This window comes from Devosia riboflavina (assembly GCF_000743575.1).
Classification (GTDB): Bacteria; Pseudomonadota; Alphaproteobacteria; order Rhizobiales; family Devosiaceae; genus Devosia; species Devosia riboflavina.
Genome location: NZ_JQGC01000028.1, coordinates 41130 through 62591, shown reverse-complemented (window position 1 = coordinate 62591; position 21462 = coordinate 41130). Strand labels below are relative to the sequence as shown.

25 protein-coding genes are annotated in these 21462 nt (G+C 61.8%); 11 read left to right on the top strand and 14 right to left on the bottom strand.

The genetic code is table 11. The features are described 5' to 3' along the window. Window positions 1-53 precede the first annotated feature (53 nt). Window positions 54-1502: an argininosuccinate lyase gene (gene argH, locus JP75_RS21555; protein ID WP_084587852.1), complete on the bottom strand. Its 1449-nt coding sequence runs from the start codon at window positions 1500-1502 to the stop codon at window positions 54-56. Window positions 1503-1525: 23 nt separating this feature from the next. Here argH and JP75_RS21550 point away from each other — a divergent pair, with 23 nt between their 5' ends. Continuing rightward, window positions 1526-2188, top strand: coding sequence for a TlpA disulfide reductase family protein (locus tag JP75_RS21550; RefSeq protein ID WP_244446380.1), 663 nt, complete (start codon window positions 1526-1528; stop codon window positions 2186-2188). Between the two features lie 149 nt (window positions 2189-2337). Here the strand turns inward: JP75_RS21550 and JP75_RS21545 are convergent, their stop codons facing one another. The 5 genes from JP75_RS21545 to JP75_RS21525 all read right to left on the bottom strand — a co-directional run bounded on the left by JP75_RS21545 (window position 2338) and on the right by JP75_RS21525 (window position 4767). Beyond that, a complete protein-coding gene (locus JP75_RS21545) occupies window positions 2338-2541 on the bottom strand; it encodes a hypothetical protein (RefSeq protein ID WP_035086802.1) in 204 nt (67 codons plus the stop codon). Between the two features lie 10 nt (window positions 2542-2551). Next, window positions 2552-2734 carry a putative motility protein gene (locus tag JP75_RS21540; RefSeq protein WP_035086801.1) on the bottom strand — a complete coding sequence of 61 codons (183 nt, stop codon included), beginning with the start codon at window positions 2732-2734 and terminating at the stop codon, window positions 2552-2554. A 65-nt stretch (window positions 2735-2799) separates the two neighbouring features. Next, complete coding sequence (locus JP75_RS21535; RefSeq protein WP_244446379.1) at window positions 2800-3333, bottom strand: rhomboid family intramembrane serine protease; 534 nt, start codon at window positions 3331-3333, stop codon at window positions 2800-2802. A gap of 321 nt (window positions 3334-3654) precedes the next feature. Continuing rightward, window positions 3655-3855: a twin transmembrane helix small protein gene (locus tag JP75_RS21530; RefSeq protein WP_035086799.1), complete on the bottom strand. Its 201-nt coding sequence runs from the start codon at window positions 3853-3855 to the stop codon at window positions 3655-3657. A 21-nt stretch (window positions 3856-3876) separates the two neighbouring features. Further along, on the bottom strand, window positions 3877-4767 hold the full coding sequence (locus JP75_RS21525; RefSeq protein ID WP_035086798.1) for a LysR family transcriptional regulator: 891 nt from the start codon (window positions 4765-4767) through the stop codon (window positions 3877-3879). Window positions 4768-4855: 88 nt separating this feature from the next. Between JP75_RS21525 and JP75_RS21520 the strand changes: the two genes are divergently transcribed. Next, window positions 4856-5806, top strand: a complete 951-nt coding sequence (locus JP75_RS21520) for an NAD-dependent epimerase/dehydratase family protein (RefSeq protein ID WP_035086797.1) — start codon at window positions 4856-4858, stop codon at window positions 5804-5806. Between the two features lie 199 nt (window positions 5807-6005). Here JP75_RS21520 and gluQRS read toward each other — a convergent pair whose 3' ends face one another. Next, entirely contained in the window at window positions 6006-6851 is an 846-nt protein-coding gene (gene gluQRS, locus JP75_RS21515) for a tRNA glutamyl-Q(34) synthetase GluQRS (RefSeq protein WP_035086796.1), read from the bottom strand. On the opposite strand from gluQRS, the gene JP75_RS21510 reads away from it, so the two are divergent. The 5 genes from JP75_RS21510 to JP75_RS21490 all read left to right on the top strand — a co-directional run bounded on the left by JP75_RS21510 (window position 6850) and on the right by JP75_RS21490 (window position 9458). Continuing rightward, window positions 6850-7527 (top strand): DNA-3-methyladenine glycosylase family protein, encoded by a 678-nt coding sequence (locus JP75_RS21510; protein ID WP_051961090.1) that lies wholly within the window; start codon window positions 6850-6852, stop codon window positions 7525-7527. The genes gluQRS and JP75_RS21510 overlap by 2 nt on opposite strands. After that, entirely contained in the window at window positions 7524-8177 is a 654-nt protein-coding gene (locus tag JP75_RS21505; protein ID WP_035086794.1) for an alpha/beta hydrolase, read from the top strand. Before JP75_RS21510 ends, JP75_RS21505 begins: the two co-directional genes overlap by 4 nt. Window positions 8178-8266: 89 nt before the next feature. Beyond that, window positions 8267-8824, top strand: coding sequence for an HNH endonuclease (locus tag JP75_RS21500; protein WP_035086793.1), 558 nt, complete (start codon window positions 8267-8269; stop codon window positions 8822-8824). 77 nt (window positions 8825-8901) lie between these two features. Then, window positions 8902-9165 (top strand): type II toxin-antitoxin system ParD family antitoxin, encoded by a 264-nt coding sequence (locus JP75_RS21495; protein WP_035086791.1) that lies wholly within the window; start codon window positions 8902-8904, stop codon window positions 9163-9165. Further along, complete coding sequence (locus tag JP75_RS21490) at window positions 9165-9458, top strand: type II toxin-antitoxin system RelE/ParE family toxin (RefSeq protein WP_035086790.1); 294 nt, start codon at window positions 9165-9167, stop codon at window positions 9456-9458. The genes JP75_RS21495 and JP75_RS21490 overlap by 1 nt, the downstream gene beginning before the upstream one ends. Here JP75_RS21490 and JP75_RS21485 read toward each other — a convergent pair. Continuing rightward, window positions 9455-9958, bottom strand: coding sequence for a disulfide bond formation protein B (locus tag JP75_RS21485; RefSeq protein ID WP_035086788.1), 504 nt, complete (start codon window positions 9956-9958; stop codon window positions 9455-9457). The two genes, JP75_RS21490 and JP75_RS21485, sit on opposite strands and share 4 nt — an antisense overlap. Window positions 9959-10038: 80 nt before the next feature. Continuing rightward, window positions 10039-10866 carry a DUF72 domain-containing protein gene (locus tag JP75_RS21480; RefSeq protein WP_035086786.1) on the bottom strand — a complete coding sequence of 276 codons (828 nt, stop codon included), beginning with the start codon at window positions 10864-10866 and terminating at the stop codon, window positions 10039-10041. A gap of 146 nt (window positions 10867-11012) precedes the next feature. Here JP75_RS21480 and JP75_RS21475 point away from each other — a divergent pair, with 146 nt between their 5' ends. Continuing rightward, entirely contained in the window at window positions 11013-11813 is an 801-nt protein-coding gene (locus JP75_RS21475) for a thermonuclease family protein (protein WP_244446378.1), read from the top strand. Then, complete coding sequence (locus JP75_RS21470; protein ID WP_051961088.1) at window positions 11810-13291, top strand: M48 family metalloprotease; 1482 nt, start codon at window positions 11810-11812, stop codon at window positions 13289-13291. The genes JP75_RS21475 and JP75_RS21470 overlap by 4 nt, the downstream gene beginning before the upstream one ends. A 123-nt stretch (window positions 13292-13414) precedes the next feature. Here JP75_RS21470 and mutT read toward each other — a convergent pair whose 3' ends face one another. The 4 genes from mutT to JP75_RS21450 form a co-directional block, all read right to left on the bottom strand. Continuing rightward, window positions 13415-13822 carry an 8-oxo-dGTP diphosphatase MutT gene (gene mutT / locus JP75_RS21465; protein ID WP_035086785.1) on the bottom strand — a complete coding sequence of 136 codons (408 nt, stop codon included), beginning with the start codon at window positions 13820-13822 and terminating at the stop codon, window positions 13415-13417. Then, on the bottom strand, window positions 13819-14583 hold the full coding sequence (locus tag JP75_RS21460) for a GNAT family N-acetyltransferase (protein WP_035086783.1): 765 nt from the start codon (window positions 14581-14583) through the stop codon (window positions 13819-13821). The genes mutT and JP75_RS21460 overlap by 4 nt, the downstream gene beginning before the upstream one ends. A 129-nt stretch (window positions 14584-14712) precedes the next feature. After that, complete coding sequence (gene argJ, locus JP75_RS21455) at window positions 14713-15948, bottom strand: bifunctional glutamate N-acetyltransferase/amino-acid acetyltransferase ArgJ (protein ID WP_035086781.1); 1236 nt, start codon at window positions 15946-15948, stop codon at window positions 14713-14715. A gap of 147 nt (window positions 15949-16095) precedes the next feature. Next, the gene (locus tag JP75_RS21450; RefSeq protein ID WP_035086777.1) at window positions 16096-16326 is read right to left on the bottom strand and encodes a hypothetical protein; all 231 of its coding nucleotides are present in this window, start codon (window positions 16324-16326) and stop codon (window positions 16096-16098) included. A gap of 79 nt (window positions 16327-16405) precedes the next feature. Here JP75_RS21450 and JP75_RS21445 point away from each other — a divergent pair, with 79 nt between their 5' ends. Beyond that, the gene (locus JP75_RS21445; protein WP_244446377.1) at window positions 16406-17065 is read left to right on the top strand and encodes a TetR/AcrR family transcriptional regulator; all 660 of its coding nucleotides are present in this window, start codon (window positions 16406-16408) and stop codon (window positions 17063-17065) included. Between the two features lie 143 nt (window positions 17066-17208). Here JP75_RS21445 and JP75_RS21440 read toward each other — a convergent pair whose 3' ends face one another. After that, entirely contained in the window at window positions 17209-18144 is a 936-nt protein-coding gene (locus JP75_RS21440; protein WP_035086775.1) for a peptidylprolyl isomerase, read from the bottom strand. Window positions 18145-18588: 444 nt separating this feature from the next. On the opposite strand from JP75_RS21440, the gene secA reads away from it, so the two are divergent. Beyond that, window positions 18589-21291, top strand: coding sequence for a preprotein translocase subunit SecA (secA, locus tag JP75_RS21435; RefSeq protein ID WP_035086773.1), 2703 nt, complete (start codon window positions 18589-18591; stop codon window positions 21289-21291). Window positions 21292-21462: the final 171 nt, after the last annotated feature.

The following is a 21462-nucleotide window of genomic DNA, read 5'->3' as shown; positions in this document are numbered from 1 at the left end:
AGGCTCCTTCTCCCCGTTGGGGGAGAAGGAAAAGATTGGGCTAGTTCGCCGCTTTATTCAACACCGCCATCGCCATGGCCGCCATGCTTCTTTGCGGTGAGGGCGCGGGGCTGGTGGTCTTCGCCGGTAAGGGCGGATTTCCAACGGGCGGCCTGGGCGAGGACATTGATCGGCGCGGTGCCGCCATAGGACTTTCGCGCAGCGACGGAGGCTTCGACGGTCAGCACCTTGTGGATGCGGCTATCGATGCGCTCGTCGACGCTCTTGAAATCCTCGATGGTGAGGCCTTCGAGGCCGCAATTTTTGGATTCGGCGAGGGCGACGACCTGGCCGGTGATGTGGTGGGCATCACGGAAGGGAATGTTCAGCTCGCGCACGAGCCAATCGGCGACGTCGGTGGCGGTGGAAAAACCAGCCGAGGCCGAGGCGTGCATTTTGGCGTGGTTCGGCTGCATGTCCGAAACCATGCCGGTCATGGCAGCCAGCGACAGGGAGAGCGCATCGAGAGCGTCGAAGGCGACTTCCTTGTCTTCCTGCATGTCCTTGGAATAGGCGAGCGGCAGGCCCTTCATGACGACGAGCAGGGAATTGAGCGAACCGAGGATGCGGCCGATTTTTGCACGCACGAGTTCAGCCGCGTCCGGATTGCGCTTCTGCGGCATGATGGACGAGCCGGTGGTGAACTTGTCCGACAGCTTGATGAAGCCGAACTGGGCCGAGGACCAGATGACCATTTCTTCGGCGAAGCGCGAAAGGTGCATGGCGCAGATGGCTGCGGCTGCCAGGGTTTCGAGAATGAAATCCCGGTCGGCGACGGCGTCGAGCGAATTGGCGGTGGGGCGGTCAAAGCCGAGGGCATTGGCCGTCATGTCGCGGTCGATTGGGTAGGGCGTGCCGGCGAGGGCAGCACTGCCGAGCGGGTTTTCGTTGAGGCGACGACGGGCGTCGGTCAGGCGACCGGCGTCGCGGCCGAGCATTTCGACATAGGCGAGGAGATGATGGCCGAAGGTTACCGGCTGGGCATTCTGCAGGTGGGTGAAACCCGGAAGAATGGTTTCGGCCTCTTCCTCGGCGCGCTTGACCAGAGCCAGCTGCAGCGTGTGGATCTGGGCGACGAGGTGGTCGATGGTGTCGCGGACATAAAGTTTAAAGTCGGTCGCGACCTGATCGTTGCGCGAACGGGCCGTGTGGAGGCGCCCGGCGGCATCGCCGATCTTTTCGCGCAGACGCGATTCGACATTCATATGGATGTCTTCGAGCGCCCGCGAGAATTTGAACGAGCCGTTCTCGATTTCCGCCAGCACCTCGTCTAGACCGGCAAGGATAGCGTCGCGATCACTCTGCGTCAGAATGCCCGTTGCGGCGAGCATTGTGGCGTGGGCCTTTGATCCGGCAATATCCTGGCGGAACAGGCGCTGGTCGAAACCGATCGAAGCGTTGATTTCTTCCATGATGGCGTCGGGGCCGGATGCAAACCGTCCACCCCACATCTTGTTGCTCATCTTATGCCTTTCGGGAGTAGCCCATGTCGGACACCAACGCAGCCAAGCCAGTAGCACCGCGGCGCTGGCAGCCTTATGCGGCGATGGGGGTTGCCGGATTGGGCGTAGCTATAGCTTCGTGGGTCTATCTCGGCAATGCTGCCTCGGCCAACTCGTGTCCCGTGCAGGCGGCACAGGCGCAGATCGTGGATGCCGCCGCGGTAGGCGAACTGGCGGCGGTCAATGGCACCGGCGAGGGGCGGGGTTATGCCGATCTGGCGTTCAAGAGCGCCGATGGTACGGAGATGACGCTGGGCGATTTTTCGGGCAAGGCGCTGCTGGTCAATTTCTGGGCGAGCTGGTGCGTGCCGTGCCGCGAAGAAATGCCGGCGCTCGATGCCATTGCGACGGAATACAATTCGGACAAGTTCCAAGTCGTGCCGATCAATCTCGATATTGGCGAGGGTGGATTGGCGAAGGCCGAGGAATTTTTGGCCGAGGGCAAGTTTGAAAACCTGCCGCTTTATGCCGACAACACTTTTGCCGCCTTTGACCGGCTGAAGCGCGAGGCGGTGGCCGTGGGTCTGCCGGCGACGCTGCTGCTTGATCCCGAAGGGTGTGAGCTTGCCGTGCTGCAGGGGCCGGCGGAGTGGCACAGCAAGGATGGCAGGGCGGTGGTCGAGGCGCTGATTGGGCTGAGGGGTTAGTTGTCAGTAGCCCTCATGGTGAGGTGCTTTGCAGGGCAAAGCCTCGAACCACGGGGGCGTGGCACTGGAACGTCGGTGGCACGACCCCGTCCTTCGAGGCTACGCTACGCTTCGCACCTCAGGATGAGGTCTACTGATAGTTTGGTGAGCTAAACTATCAGATCCACTTCCGCCCCATTGATAGGATTGCGCACGATGTCGGGCAGGGCTTCGGGCTTTGCCTTGCTTTGTGTGAGCGCCATTTCGCCGCGCATTTTTGCGACCTGCGCTAGAAGCGTGTTGGCCGAGGCGCCTTCGCGGGTGGCGATGCGGTTGATCATGACCGATGTGCTCGTGCCGAGGGCATTACTCATCGGGAAGGTCTCAGGCGGTCTTGTCGACCTGCGTGCCCTGGCCCGGCGGCAGAACGGCCTGGGCAGGCTGCAGGAGCATGTCGAGAAGCTGGGTCTGCATGTCGTGGGATTTTTTGAACACCGCCAACTGCACGGACTGCTGGGTCTGTGCGGTGCGGGCCACCATGAGGCTGGAGGCGAGATCGGTGTCCATAAGAGTCTTCCTGACGCAATACTATAAGACGCCAGGAGCCTAGCAGGGCAGGGTAAAGAAACCTTCTACCGACCGCCTAAAAGCATGACGCCGCGGCGACGCATCAGCGCGGCCAAGACGACACCCGCGACGAAGCCACCGATATGAGCCCACCAGGCGACGGATTCCTGCGATCCTATGACGACATAGAAGAGCTGCGTGGCGACCCAGAAGCCCAGCATCCAGAAGGCGGGAACCGGCAGCGGAATGGGGATGACGATGCGCGCGAGGACGAAGACGCGGGCATGGGGGAACAGAAGAATATAGGCGCCCATGACGCCGGCGACGGCGCCGGAGGCGCCGATGAGCGGGCCATTGCCGTCGAGATTGAAGGCGAGATGGGCGAGGGCGGCGAGCACGGCGCAGAGGAGATAGAAGACGAGGAAGCGCAGGTGCCCCATGGCGTCTTCGATATTGTCGCCAAATACCCAGAGGAACAGCATGTTCGAGAGAAGATGCAGCCAATCGGCGTGGAGGAAGGCGTAGGTGACGAGTGTTGCCCAATCGGGCAGCCAGGGGAGGGGTGCGGGATAGACGTCGCGCACCACGATGGGGATCATGCCGAAATAGATCGTTGCTTCATCAAAGGCTGCAGGCGGCAGCGTCGCCTGGATGATGAAGACCAGAATATTGAGCGCGATCAGCCCGTAAGTGACATAGGGAAATCTGACATGGCGATGCGGATTGACGTCATGCAGGGGCAGGAACAGGTTTCTTCTCCTCGGCGAGCCGAACCATCATAAATGAAGCCCGGCTACGGGATAGGCCCCTCCGTCGTCATTGCCGGGCTTGTCCCGGCAATCCATCTCGCCTCCGCATAGACTACCGGGACAAGCCCGCTGGTGACGAAAGAGCCGAAGGACGGTGTGGGGCCTGTTGGCTTAGCCGCGGCCACCGCCGAAGAAGAACAGCGCGCCGATCAACAAGAGAATGGCGACGGCCTGGCCCATGACGCGCAGGCGCATGAGGCGCTGGCTGGTATTGGCCGAGCCGCCCTTGGTCATGTTCCAGAGGCCCATGCCGAGGACCACGATGACGAACAGCAGGGCCAGCGCGATGCCGATATTGAGAAGAGTTTGCATGGGTTTGGCCTCCTTGCCGGTTCAGCTCTCAATATAGGCGAGAAGGCCACTCGCCAAGGCATCATAAACGGCGCGGATGCGGTGGGAGGTGTACAATTCCCTGTGCGTGGTGAGCCAGACCGGCAGAGGCGGGATGGCGATGTCGATGGGGAGGGCAACAAGGCCCGGCGTGCGGCGCACGAGATTGGCCTGGGCAAAGCCGATGCCGAGGCCGGCACGCAGCAATTCCCATAGGTGTGGCTGGTCGTCGGAGCGGATGATGAAGTTTTCGCGGTTGAGCGAATAGCCGAGTTTTTGTGCGTGGGTGACGATGGCGCTGGAGCGATCGAAGCCGAGCATGTCGTGCTGCCAGAGTTCGGCCAGCGTCGTCGGGCGGCCACGGCGGGAGAGGTAACGCTCATGGGCGGCGGGGACGAGAGGGATGTCCCCGAGGTGCTTTGTCACCAGTTCGAGCTGGGTGGGGCGGAACATGCGGATGGCGATATCGGCCTCGCGCATGAGGATGTTTTCGGCCGAATCCGACGGGACGCTTTCGAGCGCGATGCGCGGATGGAGGGCGCGGATGGGGACGAGGATTTCGGGCAGCACATAGTTGGAGATCATGGCGCTGGCGGTGATGCGCACCGTGCCGCCGGTTTCGTCCTGGGCGCCTTCGGCCATCATTGCTGCCTCGGCAAGGGCGGTTTGCGCCTGTGCTATGGGGCCATAGAGTTTTAGCGCCGTGCCGTTCGGCTTGAGGCCGGAAAGGCTGCGCTCGAAGAGCGGCAGGCCAAGCTGAGATTCGAGGAGTTCGATATGGCGGCCGATGGTCGGCTGGCTCGAATTGAGGGCGCGGGCGGCCGCGGAGAGCGAGCCGTGCTCGATGACACCGGCAAAGCTGCGCCAGAGGGACCAGTCAGGCTCTCTATTCATGATTGAATATCAAATCTCGAAATTTGGCCAATCGCTATAAAAATCTGTAGCGGGCATTTTGGTCTCCAGCAAGTCAAGGAGACGCAGAATGACCAAGGGTAAAGTGACGGTTTTGGGGAGCAATGGCCATATCGGCAATGCGGCAATGATCGCCTTTCGCGATGCGGGCTGGAGCGTAACGGGGCTGGGGCGGACGAACCGCAAGCCGGTCAGCGGCACGGCGTTTGTTGCCGGCGATGCGGATGATGTCGAGGTGGTGCGGGCGGCGATTGCCGATGCCGATGTGGTCGTGCATGCACTGCACCTGCCCTACCATCAGTGGGGCAATGGCGCCTCTGAACGGCAGTTGCAGGTGGTGATCGATGCGCTGGGTAATAGCGGCAAGACGCTGCTCTTTCCGGGGACGATCTACAATTATCGGGCTGGGGATCGGACCGTGTCGCCCGCAACGCGGCAGAGTGCCGAGGCGCCGCGCGGGGAAATCCGCATCCGGCTCGAAACCATGCTGCGCGAGGCTTCGGCGGCGGGGAAGTTCCAGACGATCATTCTGCGCGGTGGCGACTTCTTCGGGCCAGGCAATCGCGGGGAGTGGTTCGAGGCGGCGATGATGATGGATATCGCCAAGGGGAAACTCTACCACATGAGCGACCTGAAGCTGCGCCATAGCTGGGCTTATCTGCCAGACCTTGCGCGCGCCTTTGCGGTGCTGGCGGAGAAGCGGGAGACGCTTGGACGGTACGAAAATTTTCATTTTGCCGGACACTGGGTGTCGCACGGGCAGATGATGGGCGCGATCCAGACGGCATTGCCGGGCAAGGTTGCGGTGTCGCCGCTGCAATGGTGGATGATCCGGGCGGTGGGGCTGTTCAATCCGGTCATGCGGGACATTTATCGCATGCGGTATCTGTGGCTCAACGAGATGGAACTGGTCGATCCACGGCTCGATGCGCTGCTGGGGCTGGATTTCGGGACACCGTTTGAGGAGGCGGTCCGGGCGACGGTGGAGGAGTTGGTGGGTGCGAAAAAGCTCGCGGCCTAACGGCCACTGGGGTCCCGGTTCTTTCGCCTTCTCCCCTTGCGGGAGAAGGTGCCCGAAGGGCGGATGAGGGGTATGGGATTTGTCCCCCACTCCTATGCGGAGGAGGGATACCCCTCACCCTGACCAATTTGCTGAACGCAAAGTTGGTCTGTCCCTCTCCCTCAAGGGGCGAGGGGAGGCCGGTGGGTGGGGCGGGTAACTAGAAGCCCACTGCTCTTCTCACATCATCGGCAGTCCAGCCCTCGCTGCGCAAGTCGGCGAGGGTTTTGCTGTTTTTGGATTTGGCGAGTTTTTGTCCGTCGTCGCCGAGGAGGAGGCGATGGAAGTGGTAGATGGGTGTCGAAAAGCCCAGCAGCATTTGCAGGAGGACGTGGATATCGGTTGCCGCTTCCATGTCGCGGCCCCTAGTGATGTGCGTCACGTTCTGCGCAGCGTCGTCGACGACGACGCTGAGGTGGTAGCTGGTGCCGATATCCTTGCGTTGCAGCACGACATCGCCCCAGCGCTGGGGGCGGGCATAGCGGATTTGCGGGCGATCGCTGAGGGTGGGGCCAATGACGGTGAAGGTCAGCATGCCGGCCTCTTCCACGGCGCGATCGGTATGGAGGCGAAACTGGACGGGATCGCCGCGTTCGAGACGCTCGATGCGTTCTTGATTGGAGAGATGCTTGCAGGTGCGGGGGTAGATGGGCGCGCCATCGGGGTCGGTGTCTTCGGCCTTGGAAGCAATATCGGAGCGGGAGCAGTAGCAGGGATAGATGAGATCGCGCTGGCGCAGGCGATTGGCGGCTTCAGCGTAAATCTCGAAGCGTTCGGACTGGATGAGGACTGGTTCGGGCCAAGAGAGGCCGAGCCAATTGAGGTCCTCGAAAATGGCTTCGGTAAATTCGGGTTTACAGCGCGTGATGTCGATGTCTTCGATGCGCAAAAGCGTCGTGCCGCCGAAAATTTCGGCTGCCTGCCAGGTCACGAGCGCCGAAAGCGCGTGGCCGAGATGCAGGCGCCCATTGGGGCTCGGGGCGAAACGAAGAATTGGTTCTTTCATGATTTTACCGACTAGCACTTTTGCGCCCGGAGCGTCACCGCGGATCGATACGGCCGAGGGCGTCGCGGTGCATCTCGACCATCTGATCGCCATGGTGCCGCAATTGCTGCCGATGCGGGAGCGCGTCGGGGCAGTGTTGCCGCGGGTTAATCCCAAGGGATTTGCCGGCATGGCCAAGGTGATCTGCGGGCAGCAACTTTCGGTACAGAGCGCTGCCGCCATCTGGGGGCGGTTCGAAAAATTGCCGGGAGCGCTGGAACCGGAATCTTATCTTTTGCTCGACGAGGAGACGGTGCGCGGCGTTGGGTTTTCGCGCGGGAAATTTCTGGCGGTACGGACGATTGCCGAGGCGGTTGGGGCGGGGGAGCTCAACTTTGCCGAGGTCGATGCTCTGCCGGCCGAAGAGGCGATCAAGGCGCTGGTGGCGCTAAAAGGGATTGGGCCCTGGACGGCCGAAGTCTATCTGCTCTTCTGTGCTGCACATCCCGATATTTTCCCGGCAGGGGACCTGGCTTTGCTGAAAGCGGCGCATCATGGGCTCGGCCTTGACGTCCGGCCGACGATCAAGGAGATGATCGGCATGGCCGAAAACTGGTCGCCGCATCGGTCGGCCGCGGCGCTGCTGTTCTGGCGATATTTCGCCATTCTGCGCGACAAGGAAGGAATTTTGCTGTGACCAAGCTTTCGGGGCCGATGATGCCGCCAGCCAATGGGCAAGCGCCCGACGCTGCGGTGGTTCTGCTCCATGGCTATGGCAGCGACGGCAATGATCTCATCGGCCTCGCGCCGCATTGGCGGCACCTCCTTCCAGGTGCGCTGTTCGTGTCGCCCAATGCGCCGATCGGCACGGAAATGGGCGGGTTTCAGTGGTTTCCGATAGACTGGACGGGGGATCGGCTGGCGAGCCGGCAAACTGGCGTCATCGAGGCGCGGCCCGTGCTCGAAGGGTTCTTGCGCGACCTCTGGGCGCAGACGGGAATCACGCCGGAGCGGACGATCCTCGCCGGGTTCAGCCAGGGCGCGATGATGGCGTTGCATGTGGGCACGGCTCTGCCCGAAAAGCTCATGGGAATCATCGGTTTTTCCGGTGCCTTTTTGCCGCCCGAGGGATTTGGCAGGGACGCACTCGCGAAGCCGCCGGTCTGCCTCGTTCACGGCGATATGGACGATGTGGTCGATCCCAATCTTTCGAGCGACGCCAATGCTTTGCTCGATGAGGCGGGCTTTGATGTCAGCTATCACGTGAGCCGCGGCGTGGGGCATGGAATTGCCCCGGATGGGCTCGGCTTTGCCGCTGAATTTATCGGGCGTGTCGCAGCGAAATAAGTCCTTCATCCCCGCTTCACAGCCCTGACACAAAGGGCTTATTATAAAGGGGCTATGGACTTAACAGATTCCCGCTTCGGGAGACTCTCGTGACCATCCATGTGTCGCCTGAGGCCTGTCCCGCTCTCGTGCTGAACGCCGATTTCCGGCCGCTCAGCTATTATCCCTTATCGTTGTGGTCGTGGCAGGACGCGATCAAGGCGGTGTTCCTCGAGCGAGTGAACATCGTTTCGCACTACGACACGGTGATCCATTCACCGAGCTTCGAAATGCGTCTGCCGAGCGTGGTTTCGCTCAAGGACTATGTGCGACCGGCGCGGCATCCTGCCTTTACCCGCTTCAACGTTTTTCTCCGCGATCGCTTCCAGTGCCAGTATTGCGGATCGCGCGATGATCTCACCTTCGACCACGTTATTCCGCGCTCGAAGGGCGGTTTGACGACGTGGGAGAACGTGGTGGCTGCCTGTGCGCCGTGTAATCTCAGGAAAGCCAATCGGCTGCCGAGCGAGATAAAAATGTTCCCGCATCAGGCGCCGTTCGCGCCGACTGTGCATGACCTGCACAATAATGGCCGGGCGTTTCCGCCCAACCACCTGCACAAGAGCTGGCTCGACTATCTCTATTGGGACATCGAGCTCGAGCCGTGATCTGTTCGTAGTCGTCCGGACTTGCTGTTGGGTCATCCAATAACTATTATTGGATGAGCTTTGCAGGAGATGGTGACATGGCGATCAGTGCGGATCTGGGTGCGACGCTCGAAAAGGTCGTGAACGATCTTGTCGAGAACGGGCGATATAATTCCAAGAGTGAAGTTTTGCGCGAAGGCGTGCGGCTGGTGCAGGAGCGCGAGGCCAGGCTGCGGGAGCTGGATGCGATGCTTGCCGCGGGGCAGGCCGATATCGACGCTGGCAGGACTAAATCGTTGGAAGAGGTAATGGCTAACGTCCAGCGGCACATCGCTGCAATTGCCGCGAAGAAAGCCTCTTGATGCGAGTCCGGCTTTCCGATCTCGCTGAACAGGATTTGCTGGACATCGCCACTTTCATCGCCGCCGACAGTGTCCTTCAGGCGGAGATCTATACCGATAGACTCTTGCAGGCCTGCGCCGGACTGGCCGAGAGCGCAGAACGTTATGCGCTCATCCCGAGATACGAAGGCCGCGGATATCGGCGGCGGCCATTCGAGAATTACGCGATCATCTATGTCGTGAACCCCGATGAGGTGGTCGTCGTCAGGATAACGTCCTCAGCTCGAGATCTTGATACATTGCTTGACGACTAGCGCTTCCGCTTTGCCTGAAACACGATCGCGCCAATCAGCAGCACAACAATCGCCAGCGAAATCAGTGCGTTATAGCCGGCGAGCGAAATACCGAGGAAGCGGAACTGGACGACGTCGCAGCCGATGACCGGGGTCATGCTGTTGAGCTGGTCGAAGCTGAAACTGTCGCCAACGCCGGTGCAGGCGGTGGGGCCGGGCCAGAAGCCCCATTCGACGCCGGCATGGTAGGAGCCCATATAGGTGCCCCAGGCGAAAATGCCCGTGACGATGACCATGCCCAGATACCAGACTGGCAGCGGCAGACGGTTCCAGAGCACCAGGATCAGCGCCAGAAGCGGCAGGCCCCAATAATAGGCCATGCGCTGTTCGAGGCAGAGTTCGCAGGGGTAGAGCCCGCCGATATATTGGCTGCCGAGCGCCGCGGCGATGGTGGCAAAGCCGAGGAGGAAGGCTGCGCCGGCGGCGAGCTTGTCGAGGGGGGCGCGGGACGCAATGGCCATGGAAATTCTCGAGTGACGCTTGATGGGGCAGGGGCTTAGCGCCGCTTTATGGCAAAAGCCAGCAGGGCACGGTGTCGTGATCAGGCAGAAGGTTTGACGCCGAGTTTTTCCGCCAGGGCCATGGCATGGGCGGGGGCGTGCAGTTTGTCCTCGTGGACGAAATAGGCATAGGTGTCGACGCCCGCATCGCGCCAACCGGAGAGGGTTTTGGCGAGACCGGTCATATCAGCATCTTCATAGCCCGTGGCGCCCGGGCGGGCGGGGCCCTGCAGGCGGCAATAGGCGAAATCGGCGGTGAGGTCGAAGCGCGGGTTTTCCGCGGTGTCGGCGATCACGCGGGCGACGTTGTGCTCGCGGAGCAGGACGTCGACTTCGGGCTTGTTGAAGCTCTCGTGGCGCATTTCCACGGCGTGGCGGAAGGTCTTGTTGCCATTGGCTTCGAGATAGGGCGGGGCCTTGGCGCCGTCGGCTTTGCTCGCGAGCGTGAGGTAGGTGTCGATGTCGTGGGGGAGTTGGGCGAGGAAAGCGGAAAAGCTCGTTGCGTCAAAAGCCAGGTTTGGCGGCAATTGCCAAATGAAGGGGCCGAGGCGATCTCCGAGGGCGAGGGGGCCCGAGGCGAAAAAGCCGGCTAGTGCGTCCTCGCAGTTTTTGAGCCGCTTGATATGGGTGACGAGTTGCGGGCCCTTGATCGAGAACTGAAAGCCTTCGGGCGTTTCGCCGGCCCATTTGGCAAAGCTTTCCGGCTTCTGATTGCCGCGAAAGGTGGCATTGATCTCGATGCTGGTCAGTTGGCGGCTGGCATAGTTGAGCTCTTTCTTCTGGACGAGGTCTGTCGGAAAGAAGGTGCCGCGCCAGGGTTCAAAAACCCAGCCGGCCGTGCCTGTGCGGATTGTTCCAGTCTTGCTCATTGCCGCTCTCCCTCAGGCGCTCAACTTGGCTCTCCCCGATCAAATTGGCAATCTCTCTTGCCTGTGATCGGCTTAGGTCAGCTTCTGGTAATGCTTTTTTGCCTTAATCGTCCCTATGGTGAACGAAGTGTTGCGGGGGCAGATTCTTGCGCGGGACCACGCTGATATCGACGGCCGCCTTTGCCTTGCTCGCCAGCGCCACGCTGGCCTGCGAGGATTTGCGCATGGCGCCGGGCGGTATGGTGGTCGAAGTGACCGATGGCGATACGGTCGTTCTCAATGACGGGCGCAAGATCCGGATGATTGGCACGCAGGCCCCGAAACTGCCGCTCGGGCGGGACGATTTCGAGACCTGGCCGCTGGCGCCCGAGGCGCAGAAGGTGCTTTCCGACCTGGTGCTGAATAGACACGTTCGCCTGGGATTCGGCGGCGAAGAGATCGACCGGCACGAGCGGGTTCTGGCGCATGTCTTCGTCGAAACCGACGAAGGCGAAGTCTGGACGCAGCTTTTCATGGTGAGCGCGGGCTTGGCGCGGGTCTATTCCTTCCCGGATAACCGGCAATGCCTTGAGCCACTTTTTGCGGCGGAAGCGCGCGCACGTGCGGATCGGCTTGGCATTTGGGCCAATCCCTATTACAGCGTGCGTGCGGCGGACCGACCGGGCGAATTGCTGGATCGTGTGGGACATTATGAACTGGTGGAAGGCAGGGTGCTCCTCGCCGACCGCAGTGGCTCCCGCATTTTCCTCAATTTTGGCCGGTTCTGGAAAGAAGACTTCACCGCCGTGATCGAAGCGCCGGCCTTGCGGCTCTTCGAGACTGCTGGACTAGACCCGCTGGTGCTTGAGGGGGCACTGGTGCGCATTCGTGGATGGGTGGACGACCGGGATGGTCCGCGCATCGAAATTACCCATCCCGAACAGATTGAGGTTTTGGCGACGCGATGACGGCGCTTTCTCTGTCCAAAAAAACAATGCGCCTCGGCGCTCTGGCCGTTTCGCTCCTGGCTCTGGGGGCTTGCTCGTCGCTGACCGGGTCGTCGGTGGCGGTGAGCCGCACTGGCGATACGCCCGCACCCATGGTCGTGCCGGAAGGCACCGAGCCCGATGACGTGGTCATCGGCCGTCGCGAGCATCCGCGCATCATCGCCGCCTATGGCGGGGTCTATTCCGACCGCGAAGCCGAAATCATGGTGGCGCGCATCGTCGGGCGCCTCTTGGCCGCAGCCGACCAGCCTAACGCGCAGTTCCAGGTGACGATCCTTGATACGTCCGAGGTCAATGCCTTCGCGCTGCCGGGCGGCTATATCTATGTGACGCGCGGTATTCTGGCGCTGGCTTCGGATACGAGCGAGCTGGCAGCGGTGCTGGCGCACGAAATTGCTCACGTGACGCTGCGCCATGCGCGTGCGCGCACCGACAAGACGCGGACGACGCAGATCGTCGATCGCGTCATCACCGGCATCTTTGGTGGCGACACGTCCACCGACGCGACGGCCAACCGCACCCGCGAATCGCTGGCGGCTTTTGGGCAGAGCCAGGAGCTGGAAGCGGACCGCGAAGGCATCAAGTTTGCCGGCAAGGCGGGCTTTGATCCGCAAGCTGCGGCGCGCTTCCTTGGCGTGATGAGCCGCTTTGCGGCATTCTCAGCGGGCGACCAGGCGGGCGATGACGGGTTCCTGTCCTCGCATCCGTCGACGCCGGCCCGCATCCAGAAAGCCATGGACACGGCCCGGCAGATGTTCGGCAGTTCCAGCGTCGGCGAGACCGATCGCGACGGCTATATGGCGGCGATCTCGGGCATGGCCTTTGGCGACAGCCCGGCGCAGGGTTCCATCGTCGGCAATCGCTTCATCCATTCGGGCTCGAAATTCACCTTCACCGTGCCGCAAGGCTATGCGCTGCAGACGGCGCAGAGCGCCGTTGTCGGCGTGGCGGGTGATGGCGAGGCCGTGCGCTTCGACAGCGCCGATGTGCAGGCCAATATGGCGCTGACCGATTACCTCAAATCGGGCTGGATCGCCGGGCTCAAGGCCGACACGGTCACCTCGCACAATTTCAACGGCATCGAAATGGCCTCGGGCCTGGCGCAGACGGACCAGTGGTTCTTCCGCGTTGCCGTCATGCGGCTCGATGGCTCGGTCTATCGCTTCATCTTCGCGGCCAAGGCGGATAGCCCGCGCTTTGCGGCTGGCGCCGATGCAACGATCAAGAGTTTTAAGCGCGCCGAAGCGGCCGATCTCAACCAGATCCGAAAACTCTCCATGCGTGTCGTCACCGCCAAGGCGGGGGATACGGCGGACAAGCTCGCTGCGCAGATGGCCAATATTCCTGGCGGTCGCGATCTGTTCTTCATCCTCAACAATCTCTATCCGGGCGATGCGGTGAGAGTTGGGGCGAAGTACAAGATTGTCGGGCTGAATTAGGCCAACCACGCCTTCCACTCCATCGTCACTACCGGGCTTGTCCCGGTAGTCCATGCGGAGGCGAGATGGATTGCCGGGACGAGCCCGGCAATGACGGTGACTGCGGTTACAGCGCTAGACCGCCTATAGAAGATCACACAGCGCCGCGATCAGCGGTTCGTCGGCCGGTGGCATGGCGTAGTCGCGCAGGTTTTGCGGGCGGACCCACTTCAATGCCTGATGTTCCTTGGCGACGGGCGTGCCCTGCCAGCGGCGGCAGACATAGAGCGGCATCAAGAGATGCATGTGCTCATAGGTGTGGCTGGCGAAAGAAAGCGGGGCAAGGCAGGCTTCCTTGGTCTCGACATCGAGCTCTTCGCGCAGTTCGCGGATGAGGGCTGCTTCCGGGGTTTCGCCGGGATCGATCTTGCCGCCGGGAAATTCCCACATATTGGCCATGTGCTTGCCCTCGGGGCGCTGGGCGATCAGCACCCGGCGGTCGGTATCGACGAGGGCACAGGCGACGACGAGCAGGATTGGTTTGTCGCTCATTTGGGCGCCCCGGGAATGCGGTAGGAATAGTCGTATTGGTGCTGGTAGCCGAGGCCGGAATAGAGGGCCTTGGCGGCGGGGTTATCCGCCTGGACGTTGAGGGCGGCTATTGTTGCGCCTTTTTCGTGGGCCCAGTTGAGGCCGGTGCGCATCATGGCGGCGGCAAGGCCCTGGCGGCGGCGGCTGGGGTCGGTGATGACATTGCCGGTGATGACGATGCCATTGGAAATGGCCATCAGGCCCGAGGCGACGGGTTCGCCATCGCGCTCGATGACGATGCCGGTGGCCGGTACGGACATGACGGCGAGCAAGGCCTTCATGCGGACCATCATGGCGTCGTCATGGCCCTGCAGCTTCTGCTGGGCAGCGAGGAAGGCGGGATCGAGGAGTGGCAGGAGTTTTCCCTGCGCATCGGGTTCCTGCGCTTCGAGCTTCATGGCGTAGAGATGGGACTGGTCGATCTCGTCCCAGCCGGCGTCATCCAGCGCTTCGTTGAGCGCCGGGGCGGAAAGGGGCGTGATGCGGAAGACGGGCTTTACGCCGCGTACGACGAGCCAGGAGCTGGCGCCGATGATGCGGTCTTCCACATCCTCATCGTCATTGGGGTCAAAGCACTGGGCCGAATTGGCGCGCTTGGTATAGCCGCCCGCAGCCCGTCGGACCCAGTTGCCATCCCACTTCACTTCGATGCCGGGCCAGGCCTCGAGGCCGGCGCGCTCAAAGGTTTCGACGTCTGGGAGGGAGATGGCTTGTTCTGGCATGGTGCTGTCGCTTTACCCGGTGTCATCCCTGCTAAAGCGGGGACCTCCGTTTCCATCCAACAGAGGTTCCCGCTTTCGCGGGAATGACACTGTGGTCGGAACGAGTTTTCCGGCAGGACTATCGGAGCTTTAGCTCCGATAGTCGCCGTTGATGGTGATGTAGCCGTGGGTGAGGTCGCAGGTATAGACCGTGGCCGAGCCCTCGCCGAGGCCGAGGGAGACGGTTACTTCCAGCTCTTCGCCCTTCATATAGGCCGAAGTCGCGGCTTCATCGTAGACCGTGGCGCGTTCGCCGTTTTCGGCGACGAGCAGGTCACCGAAGCGGATGGCGAGGCGGTCGCGGTCGGCGGGTTCGCCGGCCTTGCCGACGGCCATGACGACGCGGCCCCAATTGGCGTCCTCGCCGGCAATGGCGGTCTTCACCAGCGGCGAGTCGGCGATGGCCTTGGCGATGCGGAAGGCCGAGGCGTCCGAAGTGGCGCCTTCGACATTGACGGCAACCTGCTTGGTGGCGCCTTCGCCGTCGCGAACCGTCAGGATGGCGAGTTCGAAGAGAACATCGAACAGGGCTTCGCCGAAGAAGGCTGCGCGCGGATCGGAGAGGCTGGTGATCGGTTCCACTTTGGCCTTGCCGGTGGCGAAGGCGAGAAGCGTGTCCGAAGTCGAGGTGTCGCTGTCGACCGTGATGGAATTGAAGCTCTTCTGCACGTGCTCGCTGAGGAGAGCCTGGAGCACGTCGGCAGCGATGGGCATGTCGGTGACGACGAAGGAGAGCATGGTGGCCATGTCGGGCGCGATCATGCCCGAACCCTTGGCGATGCCATTGATGCGGACTTCGACATCGTCGAATTCAAGCACCGCACCCGCAAGCTTGGGGAAGGTGTCCGTGGTCATGATGGCCTTGGCCGGCTCGATCCACGGCGTTTCGGCAAGGCGCGTGGCGGCTTCGTCGAGGACGCCAGCGAACTTGCTGGCCGGGAGCGGTTCGCCGATGACGCCGGTCGAGGCGAGGAAGATTTCGCTCGTGGAACAGCCGAGGGCCTTGGCGGCGTATTCGGCGGTCAGTTGAACGCTTTCCTTGCCCTTGGCGCCGGTAAAGGCATTGGCATTGCCCGAATTGACGACGAGGCCGCGGGCCTTTCCGCCCGGGAGATTGGCTCGGCACCAGTCGACGGCGGCCGAAGAACACTTCGAGCGCGTCAGAACGCCGGCAGCGGTTGTGCCTTCGTCAAAGGCCATGAGCAGCACGTCGGTGCGGTTCTTGTACTTGATGCCGGCTTCGGCCGTGGCATAGCGCACGCCGTCAATAGCCGGCAGGTCCGGATAGGATTTCGGGGCAAGCGGGGAAACCGGATGGGCAGCCATGGCGCAAAACCTTGAACGGGCAAACGAGGAATTTGGTGTGCCTCAAAGGTGTGGCGGGCGCAAGACGTTGCGCTTTTTCTCCTGATTAAAAGGAAATCCCCGCTCGCGCGGGGATCACAGGGTCTTCTTCCGGCCGTCAGAAGTGGATCAGGCGACGGACTTCTTCTTGCCGGCGATAAAGGCGCCGAAGCGGGTGGTGATGAATGGCACGATGAAGAAGACGATGGTCGACGCCATGAAGGGCACGAGGATCAGGCTGCGCTGCCAGAATTCCCAACCGGGAGTGAGAGCGCCGATGATGGTCGCGTAGACGACGACCACGGGATAGACCGCGAAGGTCATGAGGAAGGCCATACGGGCACGAGCGGAGAAGGGCATGTGAACCTCTAATGAAACGGTACGTTTCGTTATGTATCGAAACGAGCCGTTTCGTTCAAGTCTTTTCTTTGGGAATCTTTTGACCCATATTGTGGGCATGGAAACGAGCACTGAAGACACAGACAACGGCGCCCGGCGCTCTATCGGCGCGCGGCGCAATCCGGCGAGCCAGGAAGCCATTCTCGATGCGGCCGAGGACGTGTTGCGCGAAAGCGGCATTGGCGGCTTTTCGATCGAGGCGGTGGCGCGGCGCGCGCGGGCGGGGAAGCCGACCATCTATCGTTGGTGGCCCAATCGCACCGCGCTGATGCTCGATGTCTATAAGCGCTTCAAGAATGCGCGCGGTTTTCCCGATACGGGCAGCTTGCGCGGCGATCTGGTTTCGCTACTCGAAAACCACCTGCTGGGTTTCTGGAAGGATAGCCTTTGCGGCGTGGTCTATCGGGCGATCATCGCCGAGGCGCAGAGCGATCCGGACGCGGCTGCGGTACTGTTCGCCTATCAGGCCGAGCGCAAGCAGGCGACGGCGGTGATCGTGGACCGCGCCAAGGCGCGCGGCGAGGTGGCTGAGGAAGTCGATGGAGATTTGATCGTCGACATGATCGTGTCCTTCGCCTGGCACCAGCTTCTGATTGGGCGGGTCGATGAGGCGATGAAGGTTATCGATGGCGTGGTCGATGGGGTGTTGATGGGGTGTGCGGGGTATAAGGCAACCCCAGTCCGTCACCCTCGGGCTTGACCCGAGGGCCCTGAACTTACCGTGCCATTTCCAAGTGAAGTGTCCTCGGGTCAAGCCCGAGGATGACGTTCCGTGGCGGGCCAAAACAAAAAGGCCACCCGATCGAAACCGGGTGGCTCAAAAATCCAAAAAGCCCAAAAAGCTTACTGCTGGGCCGCTTCGCCTTCGGCGGGGGCTGCCTGGGCAGCGTCCTGGGCGTCCATGGTGGCCTTGAGTTCGGGGTCGGTGACGTCGATGGTCACGCCGGCCATCAGTTCCTCGACCTTTTCGTTGAAGACGCGCATCAGCACCTGCTGCTGAATCTGCGGGGCAACCTGCTCGAAGGCAGGCGGGGACGACTCGCGCTTTTCTTCGAGCTTGATGATGTGCCAGCCGAACTGGGACTGGACCGGCGCCGAAACGTCGCCCGGATTGGCGAGGGCAAAGGCGGCGGTTTCGAATTCTGGGACCATCATGCCCTTGGCGAAGAAACCGAGGTCGCCGCCATTGGCGCCTGAACCCGGATCGATCGACTTTTCCTGGGCGATAGCGGCGAAATCGCCGCCGGCATCGAGCTCGGCCTTGATGGCGTCAGCCTCTTCCTGGGTTTCGACCAGGATGTGGCGGGCGTGAACTTCTTCCTGCGGCTGGAACTCGGCCACGAACTTGTCGTAGTCGGCGCGGATGGCTTCCTCGGTCACCTGGCCGGCAATGGCATCGGCAAAATAGGCGCGGCGCAGGGCGCGTTCCTTGAGATAGTTGAGGCGCTGGGCGAAGAGCTCGGTCTGGTCCATGCCGGCCGCTTCGGCGGCACCAGCCATGACCTTCATGTCGATGAGGACGCGCAGCAGGAAGGCGCGGCGTTCCTGGGCCGGCATCTGGGCGAGATCCTGGGCGAGGTCCTCGGCGGCAAAGCTGAGATCAGCTTCGGTGATCTCTTCGCCGCCAACGGTCGCGACGACGGTTTCAGGCGCGACGGCAGCCGGTGCTGCAGCTTCCGGGGCCGGAGCCTCCTGAGCGAAGCTGCCGATGGCAGGCGCAGCACCCAAAAGCGCAGCGAGACAGATGGTGCGCAACAGGCGCGAGGAAAGCTTCATCATGAACGTCCTGGATCTCCTTGGCCGGTCCGGGAGGGCCGGGCATGATCAAACGGGGCGGCGGGCCCGGAAAGTGCCGTGCCTCACACAATAAGGGGGCCAAATTGTGCCGGTTTCCGGCAGGTTTCGGTGGGCCTTCGGGAAGGCCTCATCCGCCGTGCGCGCAAGGTGTCGCCCATTTCGCCAACATTGACAAGACACCCCCTCACTCTTACATCTCAGCCGCTTTTTCAAAGCGTGGAGCATGGTTGCCGTATCGGCCCAATGTCCTCCACGGATCAATCCACACGGGGAGCCAAAGGGCTCTCTAGAAGTTGTGACGAGGCGAGATGGGCCGCTGGCGCCCCCAGCGTTTTCGAAAAGTGGTCAACACTTCTTCTTGAAAACGTTCTAGTGCAAGCCGCCCGCCCTTTTCGCCACGCCACTGAATGCAAAAGGATGACACGAATGGCTCTAGCTGCGCTCGCCCGGCGGATTTTCGGATCGCCGTCGGATCGGCAGGTCAAGCGCTACCAGGGCAAGGTCGCCGCGATCAATGCGCTGGAGCCGGAACTGGCCAAGCTCACCGACGACGAGCTCAAAGCCCGCACCGCCGACTTCAAGGCGCAGATCGAAAAGGGCGCCACGGTCGACGATATCCTGGTACCGGCCTTTGCAACTGTGCGTGAAGCATCCAAGCGCGTGCTCGGCATGCGCCACTTCGACGTGCAGCTCATCGGCGGCATGGTGCTCAATGATCGCGCCATTGCTGAAATGCGTACCGGCGAAGGCAAGACCCTGGTCGCGACCCTCGCCGTCTATCTCAATGCGCTGACGGGGCGCGGCGTGCATGTCGTGACCGTCAACGACTACCTCGCCCGCCGCGACGCCGGCTGGATGGGGCAGATCTACAACTTCCTCGGTCTTTCCACTGGCATTATCGTGCACGGCCTGACCGACCAGCAGCGCCGCGACAGCTATGCTGCCGACATCACCTACGGCACCAATAACGAATTCGGCTTCGACTATCTGCGCGACAATATGAAATATTCGCGCGCCCAGATGGTGCAGCGCGGCCATGCCTTCGCCATCGTCGACGAAGTGGACTCCATCCTTGTCGACGAAGCGCGCACGCCGCTGATCATTTCCGGCCCGTCCGAAGACCGGTCCGAACTCTATATCAAGATCAACTCCTTCATGCCGCTGATCGGCGAGGGTGATTTCGAGCTCGACGAAAAGCACCGCGCGGCGACCTTTACCGATCAGGGCGTCGAAAAGCTCGAAGCCGCGCTTTCGGAAGCCGGGCTCCTCAAGAGCGCGTCCATGTATGACGTGGAAAACGTGGCGCTGGTGCATCACGCCAATTCTGCGCTGCGCGCCCACAAGCTCTTCCGCAAGGACAAGGACTACATCACCCGCGATACGCCCGAGGGTGGCGAGGTCGTCATCATCGACGAATTCTCCGGCCGCATGATGCCGGGCCGCCGTTATTCGGAAGGTCTGCACCAGGCGCTGGAAGCCAAGGAAGGCGTAAAGATCCAGTCTGAAAACCAGACGCTGGCGTCCATTACCTTCCAGAACTATTTCCGCCTCTACGAAAAGCTCGCCGGCATGACCGGTACGGCGGCGACGGAAGCGGAAGAGTTTGCCGACATCTATAATCTGGGCGTCGTCACCATCCCGACCAATCTGCCGGTTCAGCGTATCGACGAAGACGATGCGATCTATCGCACGGCGGCCGAAAAATTCGACGCCATTGCCGAACTGATCAAAGAATGCCAGGAGCGCGGTCAGCCGGTGCTCGTCGGCACCACCTCAATCGAAAAGTCGGAAATGCTGGCGGACATCCTTCGCAAGAAGAATGTGGGGCAGATGAACGTGCTCAATGCCCGTCACCACGAGCAGGAAGCTTTCATCGTCGCCGATGCGGGCCTGCCGGGCGCGATCACCATTGCGACCAATATGGCCGGTCGCGGTACCGACATTCAGCTCGGCGGCAACCTTGAAATGCGCATCGAGCGCGAAGCCAAGGAACTCGAGGGCGAGGCCCGCGAAGCCAAGATCGCCGAGATCAAGGCCAAGATCGCCGACGAAAAGAAGAAGGCGCTGGCTGCCGGCGGCTTGATGGTCATCGGCACCGAACGCCATGAATCGCGCCGCATCGACAATCAGTTGCGTGGCCGTTCCGGTCGCCAGGGCGACCCCGGCCACTCAAAGTTCTACCTGTCGCTACAGGACGACCTGATGCGCATCTTCCCGGTGGATTCGATGGATTCCATGCTGGGCAAGCTCGGGCTCGAGCAGGGCGAGAGCATCACCCATCCGTGGGTGACCAAGGCCATCGAACGCGCCCAGGGCAAGGTCGAGTCGCGCAACTTCGATATCCGCAAGAACATCCTCAAATACGATGACGTGATGAACGATCAGCGCAAGGTGATCTTCGAACAGCGTCTCGAATTCATGGATGCCGAAGACGTCAGCGAGACCATTGCCGAGATGCGTCATGACGTGGTCGACAATATCGTCGGCAAGGCCATTCCGGCGCGCTCTTATCCCGAGCAGTGGAAGACCGAGCAGCTCGAAGCCGCTGCCAAGACCTATCTCAACGTCACGGCACCCGTGAGCGAATGGGCCAAGGAAGAGGGAATCGACGCCGAAGTGGTCGAGACCCGCATCCGCGAGGCGGCCGATGCCGTCATCGAGGCCAAATCGGACCGGTATGGCCCAGTGATGCGTCAGGTGGAAAAGTCCATCCTGCTGCAGTCGATCGACGGGCTCTGGCGCGAGCATCTTGTCATGCTCGATCACTTGTCCAAGGTCGTCGGCTGGCGCGGCATCGCCCAGCGCGATCCGCTCAATGAATATAAGCAAGAAGCCTATGAGCTGTTCCAGGCTCTCCTCGGGAATCTCCGCGAACTCGTGACCACGCAGATGGGTCATATCGAAATCCAGATGCGCCAGCCCGAGCCGGCCCCGGCCATCGATCCGGCGCAGTTGGCGACCACGCATATCGACCCGGTGACGGGCGAGAATGATGCGGTGGGCGATGATTCCGACGAGGGCGCCCTGGCCCCGCTCGATCCGAAACTGCTGGTGGGCCTGTCGCGCAACGCGCCGTGCCCCTGCGGCTCGGGCAAAAAGGTCAAGCATTGCCACGGCGCGTTTGTCTGATCTTTTTGGGTTTTTGGAATTTGCGGGCTCCGGGAAACCGGGGCCCTTTTTTGTTTTCATGCTGCCCCCCACTCGATCCCCCTTCTCCCCTTGCGGGAGAAGGTGCCCGAAGGGCGGATGAGGGGTATACGATCTCATTGCAGGCTGCTCTGCGGAGGATAGACACCCCTC